The organism is Streptomyces sp. NPDC002676 (genome assembly GCF_053592455.1).
On the sequence record NZ_JBSFVT010000005.1, the window covers coordinates 521,237 to 536,670 of the forward strand.

The window sequence follows — 15,434 nt, forward strand, 5'->3', positions numbered from 1 at the left end:
ACCCGCTCCTGCCAGGTGGCGAAGCCGGGGGTGCGCGGCGAGCTCACGAAGCCGCTTCTTGATCTCCAGCCCGTCAGGCGGTTCCACCACTCGAACCGTCCGCTCTTGCGAACTCCCGAGCGGACAGGCCGAAGACGAGACCGCCGACCAGGAACCAGGGATTCCACAGGACCAGCGTCCACAGCCGCTGTGCCGGGCTTACGTTTGCCTCCCGGCCCGCCGTGTCGATCAACAACAGCATCTCGACCGCGATGCCGCGCACCAGCAGTACAGCGCAAACAGACCAGCCCAGAGCCTTGACCACCCGTCCGGCCAGGCCACGGGGCCGCGGCCGGGTGAGAAGCCGTCCCAGCGCACCGCCGACAAGGCACAGCACCCCCACACCCCACAGGCCCACCGCCACGAACCACGCCGGGCGTTCCTCGGCCAGGGGCCCCGCCGAGACACTCAGACCCCAGTTGCCGCCCAGCGCCCAGTAGAAATGAAGCGTGGCGAAAGCGACCGCCCAGGCGCACGCGATACGCCCCCACACCCCCGCCCTTGCCCTGCCCCGCCGATCTTCACGCATAGCGAGGAGCATGCCACTGCCGCCTCGGTCTCACAGTTGCCGGGCGGCCTCGCGGTCGGACGGAAGGACGATGCGGGCCGTGCCGCCGGCCAGGTCGATACGCGTGTGTGGCGGGGCGCCGTCGTCCTGGTCGTCGCGGCGGTTCGCCTCATGTTGCTGCTGCTCGATCTCGATCGATTTGTTGCCGTTGAATACCAGGTCGAATTCGTCGAACGCGGATCCCGTCAAGGTGCGGTGCTCAGGACCGCGGCCGCGGTGGAGGACGCTGCGCCGCTTGAACCGCCGCATCATCAACTCGGCAGCGCCGCAGACGAACAGGAGAAAGGCCAGCGCCGGAAGCGCGGCGCCCCACATAGCCAGCATGCGGGAGAAACGCGGTGCCTGTGCCGGAAGTTCCCGCGCTTCAGTCCGAGCCCCCAGCGCGCCCGCCCTTCAGTCGGCCGTCGCAGGCCTCGACGACTGCGAGAGGACGGCGCTGCCTCAGCCGAACTCCCGCTCGGGTAACGCCTCCTCGCGCGCTGCCAGCTTGCGCAGCATCTCCAGGACCCGGTCCCGGGACTCGTCCGCGGCGTCGATGGCCTCCATGCACTGCCAGTACGTCGCCTGGTCGGCCGCGGCGCTGGCCATGCCGACCAGGGCCATGCCGACCTCGCCGAGCAGGCCGTCGAGGCAGAGCAGGGTCTCGCGGGCGTCGTCCAGCTCGGTGAGCTGGGCGGCGCGCAGGTCGCCCGGGTCGAGTTCCGGTGGGTCAAGGACCCCGCAGCCCCGGCCCGCCAGCTCGGTCAGGCCCAGGGCCTCGCCGCGCAGCTCCGGCGGGCCGGACACCGCGAGGCGGCTGCCGATCGCCTGGGCCAGGGCCTGCGCCTGCCACACCTCCGCCATGAGCTCGAGCGCTTCGGCGCCGCCCGCCAGGGCCCGCCTGCTCGTCCCGATGAGCCGCACCGCATCCATGCGCTGCCCCCGTCCGTCCGCCGTGCTGCGTCCAGATGAACTCCCCTGTCCACTACCCAGCGTGAGGGTCCATGAGACGAAAAGCTAGAGGAAGACGGAAATCTGTGGACAACAATTCGGAGTCGACGTGGAATTTGACTCCGGAGAGTGATAACGGAGCGTCGCGGTCCGCCCGTTGGGCTCACTCCTCGGCAGTACCCGGAGCCCCCGGCAGGGGAAAGCGGCGTTCGTTGCGGTCGATCTTGGCGTCCAGGGCGGCCAGCGGGTCGATGCCGAGGATCTCGCAGAGCTGGAGCAGATAGGCGAGCACGTCCGCGACCTCGTCCGTGACGCGGTGCGCGGTGGTGGGGTCGTCCATCACCCGGGCCGACTCCTCCGGGGTCAGCCACTGGAAGATCTCCACCAGTTCGGAGGCCTCCACACTGAGCGCGGCGACCAGGTTCTTGGGGGTGTGGTAGCGCTGCCAGTGGCGCGCGGCGGCGAACTCGGCCAGCCTGCGCTGGAGTCCGGCGAGGTCAGGGTGTTCCGTCACGGGGTCAGGTGTACCACCGTGACGCCCTCCGCCCCGGCGGCCCACGACACGTCGCTCACCGCGGCCACACAGCGGATGTGCCCGCGCTCGCCCATCCGGGCGGCCGTATGCAGCAGTTGGCGGCGCTGGGAGGTGTCGAGGGCGCGGTCGAAGCCGTCGGCGAGCACGGTGAGGGTCCGCAGGGCGTCGGGCACCTCGCCCGGCGCGTCCACCTCCAGTACGCCGGGCCCGGTCAGGAGCACGAGGGTCAGCGCGAGATAGCGCAGTTCGCCGTCGCCGAGCCGGGCCAGCTCCGTACGGGAGCCGTCGCCCCGGTCGAGCAGTGCCCGGACGGTGCCGTCGGTCAGCGGCTCGGCGAGCAGGTCGGCCACCGGACCGGCGCAGCCCGCGTGCAGGGCCTCGACCAGCCGGGCGTGGCGCCGGCCGCACTCGGACCGGGTGCGCCACAGTACGTCGGCGAGGTTGTCACAGCCGGGCAGGAGGCGTCCGGAGCCCATGGGGACGGGCGCGCGCATGAAGTCGGGGCGCGGGTCGCAGGGGAAGACGGAGCGCAGGGCGACGACCATCTGCTCGGCGGCGGCCAGCACCTGCCGCTGCCCGTCCGTCTTGCCGGCCACGCGCAGCGGCAGCAGGGGCGTGCCGAGCCGGTCGTCGGGGAGCGGGGCGCGGGTCACCGGGGCGGAGCCCGCGGTGTGCCAGGCGGCCTGGACGGTCCGGCGGCCCGGGTCGCGCAGGGCGGTCTCCAGCAGGACGACTCCGCCGGCCGTGAGCCGCTCCCCCACGATCCGCAGCCGGGGCTCGGCCTGTACGGCGATGTCGAGCCGGACCGGCCCCTCGGCGCCGTCGGCCGTACAGCCGATCCGGAACCCGCGCCGCCCCTGGGCGTCGGCCCGCGCACCCTCCGGCACGCAGGCGACGGGGTCCGGGAACGCCTCGGCGAGCGAGGCCCCGCCGCCCAGCCGGGCAAGCGCCTCGTACGCCGTGAGCGCGGTCGTCTTTCCCGAGCCGCTGGGCCCCGCGAACAGGGTCACCGGGCCCAGCGGAAACCCGGCCCGCCGGTGCCCGGCGAAGGCCGACAGCCGCAACTCGGTGATCCGCGCCCGTACGTCGAGGGGGTCGCGGGGCGACGGGGGTACGGCGGAGGCCAGGGACCCGGAAATCCCGGAGACCCCGGAGGTCCCGGAAGCCCCGGAGACCCCGGAGACCGAGACCCCGAAAGCCCCAGAGGTCCCGGAGACCTCGGAGACGGAGACCCTGGAAGCCCCGGAGACCCCGGAGACCGAGACCCCGGAAGCCCCGGAAGCCCCGGAAGCCCTGGAGACCCCAGAGATCCCGGAGACCCCGAAAGCCCCGGAAACCCCGGAAACCCCAGAGGTCCCGGAGATGCCAGAGGTCCCCGAGACCCCGGAAACCCCGGAAACCCCGGAGACCCCGGAACCCGACGACGAGGAGCACCCCGCGGGCGCGGAAGACACGGCCATGCCCGGACGGTAGGGCTCCGCCCACCAGGCGAACCGTTTTGCCCTCGCCACCTTCCTACGAACGGGGGACCGGCCAGGGTGACGGCACGCCGGCGGGCCGGGGTGACGGGCACGGGGCGGCTCAGCCGGAGATGCCCGCACCCTCCATCAGTCCGCTGACCTCGGTACCCGGTGGCGTCAGCAGGAAGACGTTGCGGTCGACGCGGTGCATCCCGCTGCCCAGGCCGAAGACCACGCCCGTGCTGAAGTCGAGGACGCGCTTGGCGACCTCGCCCTCCGCGCCGGAGAGGTCGAGCAGCACGGGCACCCCGGCCATCAGGGTCTCGGCGACCTCGCGGGCGTCCGCGAAGACGTTGACCCTGAGGACCACGAAACGGCGACGCGTCTCGGTCTCGGCGTCCGGCAGCGAGCGGTGGTTCACCGCCGACGGCCAGGCGTCCCGGCCCCGCAGCGGCACGACCTGGGCGAGCCCTTCCCACTGTTCATCGGTGACGTCGTAACGGCTCACCGGCTCCCCCTGACCTGACTCGCATTCAATCCCTGCACCGGTCAATTCTTACTCCAAGTCACCCGTTCGGCCCAACAGCGACACGAAGCGCGACCGGACCGGCGGAGTCCACTCCCGCGCACGGTGAGGCACATGTACGAATACGACCGTTCCTTACCGCTCTCACACCCGACTCTTCACCCGCCGCCCCGCGTCGTTCACCGGGTCCCCATAGCGTCCGATGTCGTGCACTTGGCAGAAACCGAACAGGTGACACCCGGCCGGCGGACACAGTCGGCGGTGTCCGCCGCCCCGGGCCCCCTCGCGGACACCCCGGGCAGCCCCGCGCAGTGGCACCGTGTGCTGACCCTCCTCGCCGACGTGAGCCTTTTCATCGGGACCCGCTCGGTATGGACGCAGGCGGCCACGCATCATCTGGTCATAGCAGCGGTCATCTCCGTCTGTTACGCCTCGATCCTGGTGACCGGCGTGCTCACGCTCACGGTCCGCCGGGCTCGTTCGCTGGCGCGGCTCGACCTGGTCGTGCTGGTGACCGCGGTGACGCTCGCCCTGTGCACCTGGGCGCTGAACCACGCCGGCGGCGACGAGGCGGTGCTCTCGACGCAGGCCGCGAGGGAGTTCGTGCACGGCCACCCGATGTACGGGCAGCCCTGGCCATGGCTCTTCCAGGGCAAGGGCGTTGCGCTGACGGCCACGACGGACGGGGGGTACGACTACACCTACGGCTATCCCCCGCTGACCCCGCTGCTGACCGCGCCGCTGCTGTGGCTGGGCCACGGCGGCGCCCCGGCGACGGCGGCGGCGACGCTCGCGCTCATCGTGGGCGCGGTCCTGCTGTGGCGGCTGCTGCCGACGCCCTGGCGCTCGGCGGCGACGATGGTCTGCCTCGGCTTCGGCATCCTGCCCAGCTACGCCCGCCAGGGCTACCCGGCGATCATCGCCCTGGTCCTGCTGGTGCCGGTGGTGGTGTGCTGGCCGCGGCTCGGCGCCCACGGGCGGCTCGGTGCGGCCGGGATCGCGCGGGTCGCGTGCCTCGGGGCGGCGTGCGCGGCGCAGCAACTACCGTGGTTCCTCACGCCGTTCCTGCTCGCCGGGATCTACGCCGTGCGCCGCGGCGAGCTGGGCGCGCGGGCGGCCGGTGTCGTGGTGCTCAAGATCCTGGGGGTCGCGGTCACGGCCTGGCTGCTGATCAACGCGTACTTCATCGCCCACGAGCCCGGCCTCTGGCTCGCCGGGATCGCCCTGCCGCTGACGCAGGGCGCGGTGGTGCACGGCCAGGGCCTGGTGGGCATCTCCCTGTACTTCACGCACGGCAGCGACCGGCTCGACTGGTACGGCCACGCGAGCGTGCTGCTCGCCGCCGCCCTGCTGGCGCTGTTCGTGCTGTTCATCCGGCGGCTGGGTCCGGCGGCGACGGTACTGCCCTGGTGCGCCTTCTTCCTGGCGACCCGCTCCCAGGACGGCTACTACCTGATGATGACCCCGCTGTGGCTGGCGGCGGCGGTCACCGCGCCGCTGTCGGAGTTCTCGCACGCCTGGCAGCCCCGGCCCCGGTGGCTGAGAGGCCGGCGCCGCCGGCCCGCCCTGGCCTGCGCGGTCGTGCTGCTGGTGCTGCCGGCGCTGGTGAGCGCGACGCTGGCGGTGACCGGCCGGCCGCCGCTGCGGATGGACGTCGCCGCGGTACGGCGGGTCTCGGCGCACTCGCTCGGCGCGCTGACCCTGCGGGTGACCAACACGGGCGACAGTGCGCTCACTCCGCACTACATGCTGACCACCGGGCAGGGCATGGGCCGGTACTGGTCGCTCACGCGGGGCCCGGCCACGATCCCGGCGCACACCACGGCGACCGTCGAACTGCGGGCGCCCTCCGGCCGCTTCGACCTCCCGTCCAAGAGGAGCACCCGCTTCAGGCTGCGCGCCTTCACGGCGACCCCGCAGACCCTCTCCACATGGGACGTGCCCCGCCGCGAGCTCGAGGGCTGAGCTCAGGCCTTGCGCGTCCAGCACGCCGGGCCGGTCGCCCGCCGGTCCGTGCGCGGCGACAAAAGGGTCGTGGGAGGTCGAACTGACCGAAACCGCGCGGTCGTGCGCCCCCGTACCGGGCCTCCCCGAAGGGCCGCCCGTGGCCTGAGCGGCGCAGCCCACAAGCGCAAGGAGGGAAACGTCACAGCCTCTTCGGTGCACTCAGTTGAGCACCCTGGCCTAGCATCCGAGCCATGACGGTCCTGCCTGACGACGGGCTCCCACTGGCCGCCGAGTTCCCTGACGCGACACACGAGCAGTGGCAACGCCTGGTCGAGGGTGTGCTGCGCAAGTCGGGCAAGGAAGTCTCGGGCGAAGCAGCTGAGGACGCCCTGTCCACGACACTTGAGGACGGGCTGCGCACCCGGCCCCTGTACACCGCGCGCGACGCCGCGCCCGACCCCGGCCTGCCGGGCTTCGCCCCGTTCGTCCGCGGCAGCCGCCCCGAGGGGAACACCGCGGGCGGCTGGGACGTACGGCAGCGGCACTCGGCCCTCGCCGACGGCGCCGTCCTGGCCGACCTGGAGAACGGCGTCACCTCGCTGTGGCTCGTGCTCGGCGAGGGCGGCATCCCGGTCGAGTCGCTGGGCCGGGCCCTGGATGGCGTCTACCTCGACCTGGCGCCGGTCGCCCTGGACGCGGGCCGCGACACCGAGGCCGCCGCCGAGGCGCTGCTCGCGCTGTACACGGAGCGCGGCGTCGACCCGAAGGCCGCGCGCGGCACCCTGGGCGCCGACCCGCTCGGGTACGAGGCCCGCACCGGCACCCCGCTGGACTTCGCGCCCTTCGCCGCGCTGGCCGCGCGCTGCGCCGAGACCTACCCGGGCCTGCGCGCCCTGACCGTGGACGCGCTGCCGTACCACGAGGCGGGCGGTTCGGCCGCGCAGGAGCTGGGCGCCTCGCTCGCCACCGGCGTGGCCTACCTGCGCAAGCTGACCGAGGCGGGGCTCTGCGTCGAAGAGGCCGCCGGGCAGCTGGAGTTCCGGTACGCGGCCACCGCCGACCAGTTCCTGACCATCGCCAAGCTGCGCGCCGCGCGCCGGCTGTGGGCGCGGGTCGCCGAGGTGTCCGGGGCGCCGGGCGCGGGCGCGCAGGTGCAGCACGCGGTGACCTCGCCGGTGATGATGAGCCGCCGTGACCCGTGGGTGAACATGCTCCGCACGACGGTCGCGACGCTCGCGGCGGGGGTCGGCGGCGCCGACGCCGTCACGGTGCTGCCGTTCGACCACGCGCTCGGCCTGCCGGACGCGTTCGCGCGACGTATCGCGCGCAACACCTCCACGATCCTGGTCGAGGAGTCCCACCTGGGCCGGGTCATCGACCCGGCGGGCGGCTCCTGGTACGTGGAGCGGCTCACCGACGAACTCGCCCAGGCTGCCTGGGAGTTCTTCCGGACGATCGAGCGCGACGGCGGCCAGGCGGCCGTGCTGCGCTCCGGCCGGCTGCGCACGGACCTGGCGACGACGTGGGCGCAGCGCTCCAAGCGGCTCGCCAAGCGCAGCGAACCCGTCACCGGAGTCAGCGAGTTCCCGCTGCTGGCCGAGAAGCCGGTGGAGCGCGAGCCCGCGCCCGAGCCGCCGTCCGGCGGGCTGCCGCGGGTGCGCCGGGACGAGGCGTACGAGGAGCTGCGGGCGCGTTCCGACGCGCACCTCGCGGCGACCGGCTCCCGCCCCCGGATCTTCCTTGCGGCGCTCGGCTCGGCCGCGGAGTACACCGCGCGCGCCACGTTCGCCGCCAACCTGTTCCAGGCGGGCGGCATCGAGCCGGTCACCGAGGGCGGCTTCGCGGACAGCGGCGCCACCGAGGCCGTGCTCTGCTCCAGCGACGCGCTCTACGCCGAACAGGCCGAGCAGGCCGCCGAGTCGCTGCGCGCCGCCGGTGCCCGGCACGTGTTCCTCGCGGGCCGCGGCGACTACGCCGGCATCGACTCGTACGTCTTCGCGGGCTGCGACGCCGTAGACGTCCTGTCCGCGACTCTCGACCGCATGGGAGTGTCCTGATGGGAATCCCCGACTTCTCCGGCATCGAGCTGGGGACCCCGGTCGCCGGCGGCAGTGACGCCGAGTGGCGTGACGCCGTCAAGCGGGCGACCGGCGCCGAGGAGCCGCTGTGGGAGACCCCGGAGGGCATCGGGGTCAAGCCGCTGTACACCGGCCGGGACCTGGAGGGCCTGGACTTCCTGGGCACCTATCCGGGCATCGCGCCGTACCTGCGCGGCCCGTACCCGACGATGTACGTCAACCAGCCCTGGACGATCCGCCAGTACGCGGGCTTCTCCACCGCCGAGGAGTCCAACGCGTTCTACCGGCGCAACCTGGCGGCCGGCCAGAAGGGCCTGTCGGTCGCCTTCGACCTGCCCACGCACCGGGGTTACGACAGCGACCACCCGCGCGTGACCGGTGACGTCGGCATGGCGGGCGTGGCGATCGACTCGATCTACGACATGCGGCAGCTGTTCGACGGGATCCCGCTGGACAAGATGACCGTGTCGATGACGATGAACGGCGCCGTGCTGCCGGTGCTCGCGCTGTACATCGTGGCGGCGGAGGAACAGGGCGTACCGCCCGAGAAGCTGGCCGGAACCATTCAGAACGACATTCTGAAGGAGTTCATGGTCCGCAACACCTACATCTATCCGCCGAAGCCGTCGATGCGGATCATCTCCGACATCTTCGCGTACACGTCGCAGCGGATGCCCCGCTACAACTCCATCTCGATCTCGGGCTACCACATCCAGGAGGCCGGTGCCACGGCCGACCTGGAGCTGGCGTACACGCTCGCGGACGGCGTGGAGTACCTGCGGGCGGGCCAGGAGGCGGGCCTGGACGTGGACGCGTTCGCGCCCCGGCTGTCGTTCTTCTGGGCGATCGGCATGAACTTCTTCATGGAGGTCGCCAAGCTGCGGGCCGCCAGGCTCCTGTGGGCCAAGCTGGTGTCGCAGTTCGAGCCGAAGAACACCAAGTCGCTGTCCCTGCGCACCCATTCGCAGACCTCCGGCTGGTCGCTGACCGCGCAGGACGTGTTCAACAACGTCACGCGCACGTGCGTGGAGGCGATGGCGGCGACCCAGGGCCACACGCAGTCGCTGCACACCAACGCCCTCGACGAGGCCCTCGCCCTGCCGACGGACTTCTCGGCGCGCATCGCCCGCAACACCCAGCTGCTCATCCAGCAGGAGTCGGGCACCACCCGGGTCATCGACCCGTGGGGCGGCAGCGCGTACGTGGAGAAGCTCACGTACGACCTCGCCCGCAAGGCCTGGGCGCACATCCAGGAGGTCGAGCAGGCCGGCGGCATGGCGCAGGCCATCGACGCGGGCATCCCGAAGCTGCGCGTGGAGGAGGCGGCGGCCCGCACCCAGGCCCGCATCGACTCCGGGCGGCAGCCGGTGATCGGCGTCAACAAGTACCGCGTCGAGAACGACGAGGCGATCGAGGTCCTCAAGGTCGACAACTCCTCGGTGCGCGCCCAGCAGATCGAGAAGCTGCGCCGGCTGCGGGAGGAGCGGGACGAGCGGGCCTGCCAGGACGCCCTGGACGCGCTCACCCGGGCCGCCGACGGCAAGGAGAACCTGCTGGAGCTGGCCGTCGAGGCGGCCCGCGCCAAGGCCACGGTCGGCGAGATCTCCGACGCCCTGGAGAAGGTGTACGGCCGGCACGCGAGCCAGATCCGTACGATCTCCGGCGTGTACCGCAACGAAGCAGGCCAGTCCCCGTCCGTGGACCGCACCCGTGCCCTGGTGGACAAGTTCGAGGAGGCGGAGGGCCGCCGGCCGCGCATCCTGGTCGCCAAGATGGGCCAGGACGGCCACGACCGCGGCCAGAAGGTGATCGCCACCGGCTTCGCCGACCTCGGCTTCGACGTCGACGTCGGCCCGCTGTTCCAGACCCCGGAGGAGGTCGCCCGCCAGGCCGTCGAGGCGGACGTCCACGTGGTCGGCGTGTCCTCGCTGGCCGCCGGTCACCTCACCCTCGTCCCGGCGCTGCGCGAGAAGCTCGCCGAGGAGGGCCGGGAGGACATCATGGTCGTGGTCGGCGGCGTGATCCCGCCGCAGGACGTGCCGACGCTGCTGGAGATGGGCGCGGTGGAGGTGTTCCTGCCCGGGACGGTGATCCCGGACGCGGCGTACGACCTGGTGCAGCGGCTGTCGGCCGACCTCGGCCACGAGCTGTAGCGGCGCGATGGCACCGCTCGATCTCGACACCTATGTGAAGGGTGTGCTCGACGGGAAGCGGGCCCTGGTGGCCCGCGCCATCACGCTCGTCGAGTCCACCCGTCCTGGGCACCGGTCGCTGGCACAGCAGTTGCTCACGGAGCTGCTCCCGCACAGCGGCCGGGCGCGGCGGATCGGCATCAGCGGGGTGCCGGGCGTCGGCAAGTCGACGTTCATCGACGCGTTCGGCACCATGCTGACCTCGCTGGGGCACCGGGTCGCCGTGCTCGCCGTGGACCCGTCCTCGACGCGCACCGGCGGCTCCATCCTGGGCGACAAGACCCGGATGGAGCGGCTGGCGGTCGACCCGGCGGCCTTCGTCCGTCCCTCCCCCAGCGCGGGCACGCTGGGCGGGGTCGCGAAGGCCACCCGGGAGTCGATGGTCGTCATGGAGGCGGCGGGCTACGACGTGATCCTGGTCGAGACCGTCGGTGTCGGCCAGTCGGAGACGGCGGTGGCCGACATGGTCGACTCCTTCCTGCTGCTGACCCTGGCCCGCACGGGCGACCAGTTGCAGGGCATCAAGAAGGGTGTCCTGGAGCTGGCCGACGTGATCGCCGTCAACAAGGCGGACGGCCCGCACGAGCGGGACGCGAAGGCCGCCGCCCGTGAACTGGCGGGCGCGCTGCGGCTGATGCACGGCAAGGACGCGTTCTGGACTCCGCCGGTGCTGAGTTGCAGTGCGCGGGAATCGGCCGGCCTCGACGTGCTGTGGGACCGGCTGGAGCAGCACCGTACGCTGCTCGACTCCACCGGGCGGCTGGCCGCCAAACGGCGCGACCAGCAGGTCGACTGGACCTGGGCGATGGTCCGCGACGAACTCCTGGGCCGCCTGCACGCCCACCCGGCGGTGCGCGAGGCCGCGCCCCTGCTCGAACAGCAGGTCAGGAACGGCTCGTTGACGGCGACGCTGGCGGCGGAACGCATCCTGGAGGCGTTCGGCGGCCTCGGCGACCGATAGCGGACCACCCCTGGGTCACACGGATGCCGCCGCACCCCTGGCTGACGGGTGCGGCGGCATGCGCGGGGCTCAGTGCTTGTGCTGATGGTGCTTGTGGGCGTGGCTGTGCGGGTGGTGGCCGTGGTCGCCGTGGTTCGCGGGGAGTGTGCCGCCGTGCGCGTCGAGGTGGCAGACCGGGCAGAGCATGCGGCCCCGGTGCTCGTGGAGGGTCTCCACGCTGGTGGGCTCGCCGCACTCCTCGCAGTTGTCGACCCGGGCGACCTTCTTGGTGGCCGGGACCTCGGCCTCGATCTCGTCGACGGAGAGGAACTCCTCCTCGGGCAGTTCGAGCAGTTTGCCGACCCGCTCGGCCTGCAGCGCGGCGAACCGCTCCTGCTCGGCCGTGTCGGCGGTGCCGTCCTCGACCTTCTCCGCCAGCTCCCAGATCTCCTCGCTGCGGTAGACGACGCTGTCCGCCTTGGCGCGTATGCGCACGCCCTTCCCGGCGGTCTTGTCCCAGAAGGTGTAGACGTTACGGCCGTTGTCCTGGTGGATCAGGGTCCGCTTGCCGAAGGTGCAGTCGGTCAGGACCTGGATGGCGTCGAGCGCGCAGGTGTCGTTCTCGGCCACGGCCACCAGGCCCTCGGCGGGCGTGCCCAGGCGGGCCATGGCCACCTCGGCGACCCGGACGCCGAAGGCGGCGCCGGGACACTCGTGCCCGTGGAAGGCGACGACGTCGTCGTAGGACTGCTTGCGGTTCATGTCCGAACTCCTTGCTGGGGTCACGGTGCGGTGGTCGCGGGGGCCGCGGGCAGCAGACGGATGGCCGCCTCGCGGGAGTTGTCGCCCTCGAAGAAGGCACGCAGCCTGGGCCGGTGCAGGTCCACGGCCGAGAGGATGAAGGTCCACTGGCTGGACTCGCGGGCCAGGACGCGGTCCAGTTCGGTGCAGGTGTCGCGCAGCGGGTCGTGGTCCCACGGCACGCGGTGGGTGTGGTAGTTGCCGAAGACCACCCAGTCGGTGTCCTCGCACGCGCGCTCTATGTCGAGCAGCTCGCGCGGGTCGGCGACCCAGCCGCGCTGCGCGTTCGGGGTCTCGGACGGGATCGCGTGGGCGCCGACGACCTCGTCCATCTCGTGCTGTGTGCCGCCCTCGTGGCGCAGGTTGATGATCAGCGGGTACACCGCGCGGACGGCGATGCTCCGGCCCCTGCAACGGCCGGCGAGCATGCCGAACGCCTTGTGCTCCTGTGTCTCACCGTCCAGGTAGTGGTCGGTGAACTTGCGCACCGCGTGGGCGATCACACTCGCGTACAGCGTCCGGGGAAAGACGATCTCCTCGGCCTCTGCGAGGTCCACGGCTCATTCCTCCCCGGCGGCCGGGAGCCAGGCGCGGGCCCGCTGCACGGCCAGCGCGACCAGGGCCTGGGACTGGCCCAGGTAGTGGGAGGGGTCGAAGATCCGGTCCAGCGCGGCCTCGTCCAGGCAGGCGCCCGCGCAGCCGTCCCGGGACACCAGGTCGCGCAGCGACTGGCCTGAGTCCCGTGCGCTCTGGGCCATTTCGTAGACGTACTCGTGGGCGCTCTGCTTGCCGAGGTGGGCGCCGATGGCGAGCATCAGCTTCTCGGTGGCGATCTGGTCGGCGACCACGCGCGTGTTGTCCCGCACGCGCTCCGGGTCGACCTTCAGGCCCTCGACCAGGTGGAGGATGATCTCGCAGGACGACAGGGAGTAGTGGGAGACGTCCGGGACGCAGGCCCATTCGATGCGCAGGGTCCGGGAGTCCCGCTCGTGGTCGCCGCCCATGCAGGCCATGGCGTTGACCACCTGGGCCGCGGCCAGCCGGGCCATGACGACGGCCTGCTCGCAGGCCTCCGGGTTGCGCTTGTGGGGCATGGTGCTGGAACCGACCTGCCCGTGCTTCCAGCCGATGACCAGCTCGCCGAACTCCGGCCGGGACAGGATGCGCACCTCGTCGCCGATGCGGCCCATGGTCCCGGCGACCATCGCCAGGCACGAGACGAACTCGGCGATCCGGTCCCGGGAGGTGTGCCAGGAGATTGCCGGTGCGCTGAGTCCGAGCCGGTTCGCGAACGCCTCCAGCAGGTCCAGGGCCTGGTCGCCGAAGCCCGCCATGGTGCCGACGCCGCCGAACAGCTGGACGGCGAGGACGCGCGGGCGCATGGCCTCGATCCGCTCCAGGTGCCGCTGCACCTCGTCGATCCAGCCGGCGATCTTCAGCCCGAAGCCCATCGGCAGGGCCGGCTGGGCGTGGGTGCGGCCGAGCGCCACGGTGCCGGACTGCTCCTCGGCCAGGCCGACGAGCCTGCCGAGGAGCAGCCGCAGCAGCCGGTCGGCCTCGTCCAGGACGTCCCGCATCTCCAGGGACTGCGCGGTGTCCTGGATGTCCTGGGTGGTGGTGCCGTAGTGCACGAACTCGCCGGCACCGCCCGGCACGGCGGCCTGGAAGACCCGCAGGAAGCCGACCAGGGAGTGGCTGGTGCGGCGGATCTCGGCGCGGATGGCGTTCAGGTCGAGCCGCTCGACGCGGGCGGCCTCCGCGATGGCCTCGGCGGCCGGCCGGGGGATGATCCCGAGGTCCGCCTGGCTCAGCGCCAGCGCCGCCTCGACGTCGAGCCAGCGCTGGTAGCGGCAGTGGTCGCAGAAGATGCGGTGCGTGGCGGTGGTGCTGTAGCGGTGGCCGTAGAAGGCGGAGTCGCTGATGTGGCTCCGCTGGTGCGAGCAGTCCTCGGCGGCCGTGGCGGCCGGCCGGATCGGCTCGGTGGAATCGGCCTGTGCGTTCATCGGTTCCCCTTGTACGTACGGGCGGCGGTACGCAGCGCGACACGGTTGCCGCGCGCCGGGCTGGACGTGCGATACGGGCTGTGGCCGTACGGCCGTTCCCCTGGGGACACGGGCGCCGACCGCGCGATGGAGAGGGCGACCTCGCGCGGCATCAGGCCGCGGTCGCGCGCGCCCACCAGGATGTCGCCGACGAGTTCGCGCATCATGACGACGACGGTGTCGAGCACCTCCTCGGGCTCCGGGTTCCGGTCGGGGCCGAACAGCGCCTCCATCGACGCCGATCCGCCGATCCCGCCGATGAAGTCCGGCACCACGACCACGCCGCGTTCGACGAGCAGCCGCTCGGACTCGGCGCTCAGGCCGCAGTTGGCGCCGACCGCGACCACCGGGACGGGCAGCAGCCCGGTCTGTTCGGCGGAGATCACGTCGGACCCGCCGGCCAGGATCAGCACGTCGGCCGGTACGTCGAACAGCGCCTCGCTCGGCAGGCGCAGCGCGCTGTCGAGCAGTCCCGGTACGGGGCTGCGCAGGTCGGACCCCAGCATCTTGTCGAGGTTGAGGCCGCGCGGGTCGACGATGCAGCCGTACTCGTCGGCGACGGCGGTGACCCGCACCCCCTGTTCGGCCAGGGCGAGGGCGGCGGCCCGGCCCAGGTTGCCGAAGCCCTGGAGGTTGCAGGTCAGGCCGGCGATGCTGTGGCCGGCGTGCTCGGTCGCGGCCAGGGCGGCGTGCGCGAGGGCGTGTCCGGCGCGTCGCTGACCGACCGTCAGCAGGCCCACCCGGGCGTCGAGGAGAGCCATCCTCGCGTAGAACTCCGGCTCCGCGAGCTGCTGGGCGACGCTGACCGCGAACTTCACGGAGCCGATGCCCGTCAGGGAGGCGAGCCGGTTCAGCTCCTCGAAGCAGGTGCCGATGTCGGCCCCCATGCTGTAGCGGGAGGTCAGCTCGTCCCGCAGGAACTCCAGGAAGCGGCCCAGCACGGCCTCGCGTTCGGGGCCGGCGGGGTCGTAGTCGATGCCGCACTTGGCGCCGTCGACGTTGATGCCGAGCACGCGCTGCTTCAGCGTCATGCGGGCCGAGAGGGTGCGCAGGGTGTCGGCGGTGAGGCCGGCCTGCATCCGGCAGCCGCCGGCGGCCAGCTTGCAGGAGGTGTCGTCGTAGACGAGGAAGCCGGGACAGTGTTCGACAGGATCGCGGTACTCGATGACTCGGACCATGAGTGCCCCCGTTGGCATGAATCGGCAGTGGCGCCTAGCCCACCCATTTAGACAGTGGAACTGACCATCGGCACTACTGATTTCTACGGCCGAGCATCCCGTGCGGCGAGATGCACCGTCAAGACCCGGCCGATTGGCTTGACTTACACCTAACCGCCGACCTGGGCGAATCTCAACGCCGGGGCGAGAGAGAGCAAG

15 protein-coding genes are annotated in these 15,434 nt (G+C 72.2%); 5 read left to right on the plus strand and 10 right to left on the minus strand.

Annotation, left to right across the window (positions count from 1 at the left end; all coding sequences use genetic code 11):
- Window positions 1-73 precede the first annotated feature (73 nt).
- The 5 genes from ACWD3E_RS18225 to ACWD3E_RS18245 all read right to left on the minus strand — a co-directional run bounded on the left by ACWD3E_RS18225 (window position 74) and on the right by ACWD3E_RS18245 (window position 3,199).
- Window positions 74-568, minus strand: coding sequence for a DUF3995 domain-containing protein (locus ACWD3E_RS18225; RefSeq protein WP_451388546.1), 495 nt, complete (start codon window positions 566-568; stop codon window positions 74-76).
- Window positions 569-598: 30 nt separating this feature from the next.
- Window positions 599-922 (minus strand): DUF6191 domain-containing protein, encoded by a 324-nt coding sequence (locus ACWD3E_RS18230; RefSeq protein ID WP_451388547.1) that lies wholly within the window; start codon window positions 920-922, stop codon window positions 599-601.
- A gap of 126 nt (window positions 923-1,048) precedes the next feature.
- The gene (locus tag ACWD3E_RS18235) at window positions 1,049-1,519 is read right to left on the minus strand and encodes a DUF6099 family protein (protein WP_451388548.1); all 471 of its coding nucleotides are present in this window, start codon (window positions 1,517-1,519) and stop codon (window positions 1,049-1,051) included.
- 181 nt (window positions 1,520-1,700) lie between these two features.
- Window positions 1,701-2,051 (minus strand): nucleotide pyrophosphohydrolase, encoded by a 351-nt coding sequence (locus ACWD3E_RS18240; protein WP_451388549.1) that lies wholly within the window; start codon window positions 2,049-2,051, stop codon window positions 1,701-1,703.
- A complete protein-coding gene (locus ACWD3E_RS18245; protein ID WP_451388598.1) occupies window positions 2,048-3,199 on the minus strand; it encodes an AAA family ATPase in 1,152 nt (383 codons plus the stop codon). The genes ACWD3E_RS18240 and ACWD3E_RS18245 overlap by 4 nt, the downstream gene beginning before the upstream one ends.
- On the opposite strand from ACWD3E_RS18245, the gene ACWD3E_RS18250 reads away from it, so the two are divergent.
- Window positions 3,141-3,545 carry a hypothetical protein gene (locus ACWD3E_RS18250; RefSeq protein WP_451388601.1) on the plus strand — a complete coding sequence of 135 codons (405 nt, stop codon included), beginning with the start codon at window positions 3,141-3,143 and terminating at the stop codon, window positions 3,543-3,545. The two genes, ACWD3E_RS18245 and ACWD3E_RS18250, sit on opposite strands and share 59 nt — an antisense overlap.
- Window positions 3,546-3,653: 108 nt before the next feature.
- Here ACWD3E_RS18250 and ACWD3E_RS18255 read toward each other — a convergent pair whose 3' ends face one another.
- Window positions 3,654-4,040 carry a cell division protein SepF gene (locus tag ACWD3E_RS18255; RefSeq protein ID WP_451388550.1) on the minus strand — a complete coding sequence of 129 codons (387 nt, stop codon included), beginning with the start codon at window positions 4,038-4,040 and terminating at the stop codon, window positions 3,654-3,656.
- A gap of 279 nt (window positions 4,041-4,319) precedes the next feature.
- Here ACWD3E_RS18255 and ACWD3E_RS18260 point away from each other — a divergent pair, with 279 nt between their 5' ends.
- The 4 genes from ACWD3E_RS18260 (at window position 4,320) to meaB (ending at window position 11,236) form a co-directional block, all read left to right on the plus strand.
- Window positions 4,320-6,023 carry a hypothetical protein gene (locus tag ACWD3E_RS18260; RefSeq protein WP_451388599.1) on the plus strand — a complete coding sequence of 568 codons (1,704 nt, stop codon included), beginning with the start codon at window positions 4,320-4,322 and terminating at the stop codon, window positions 6,021-6,023.
- Between the two features lie 233 nt (window positions 6,024-6,256).
- Window positions 6,257-8,062: a methylmalonyl-CoA mutase family protein gene (locus ACWD3E_RS18265; protein WP_451388551.1), complete on the plus strand. Its 1,806-nt coding sequence runs from the start codon at window positions 6,257-6,259 to the stop codon at window positions 8,060-8,062.
- Window positions 8,062-10,236, plus strand: a complete 2,175-nt coding sequence (scpA, locus tag ACWD3E_RS18270; protein WP_451388552.1) for a methylmalonyl-CoA mutase — start codon at window positions 8,062-8,064, stop codon at window positions 10,234-10,236. Before ACWD3E_RS18265 ends, scpA begins: the two co-directional genes overlap by 1 nt.
- Before the next feature lie 7 nt (window positions 10,237-10,243).
- Window positions 10,244-11,236, plus strand: a complete 993-nt coding sequence (gene meaB, locus ACWD3E_RS18275; RefSeq protein ID WP_451388553.1) for a methylmalonyl Co-A mutase-associated GTPase MeaB — start codon at window positions 10,244-10,246, stop codon at window positions 11,234-11,236.
- Window positions 11,237-11,305: 69 nt separating this feature from the next.
- Here meaB and ACWD3E_RS18280 read toward each other — a convergent pair whose 3' ends face one another.
- From ACWD3E_RS18280 to ACWD3E_RS18295, 4 genes are read right to left on the minus strand one after another with little or no spacing between them, the layout of a single operon-like run.
- Window positions 11,306-11,977 (minus strand): FmdE family protein, encoded by a 672-nt coding sequence (locus tag ACWD3E_RS18280; RefSeq protein ID WP_451388554.1) that lies wholly within the window; start codon window positions 11,975-11,977, stop codon window positions 11,306-11,308.
- A 20-nt stretch (window positions 11,978-11,997) separates the two neighbouring features.
- Window positions 11,998-12,573, minus strand: a complete 576-nt coding sequence (locus tag ACWD3E_RS18285) for a hypothetical protein (protein ID WP_451388555.1) — start codon at window positions 12,571-12,573, stop codon at window positions 11,998-12,000.
- Window positions 12,574-12,576: 3 nt separating this feature from the next.
- Window positions 12,577-14,019, minus strand: coding sequence for a class-II fumarase/aspartase family protein (locus tag ACWD3E_RS18290; RefSeq protein WP_451388556.1), 1,443 nt, complete (start codon window positions 14,017-14,019; stop codon window positions 12,577-12,579).
- Entirely contained in the window at window positions 14,016-15,236 is a 1,221-nt protein-coding gene (locus ACWD3E_RS18295; protein WP_451388557.1) for a Glu/Leu/Phe/Val dehydrogenase dimerization domain-containing protein, read from the minus strand. Before ACWD3E_RS18295 ends, ACWD3E_RS18290 begins: the two co-directional genes overlap by 4 nt.
- Window positions 15,237-15,434: the final 198 nt, after the last annotated feature.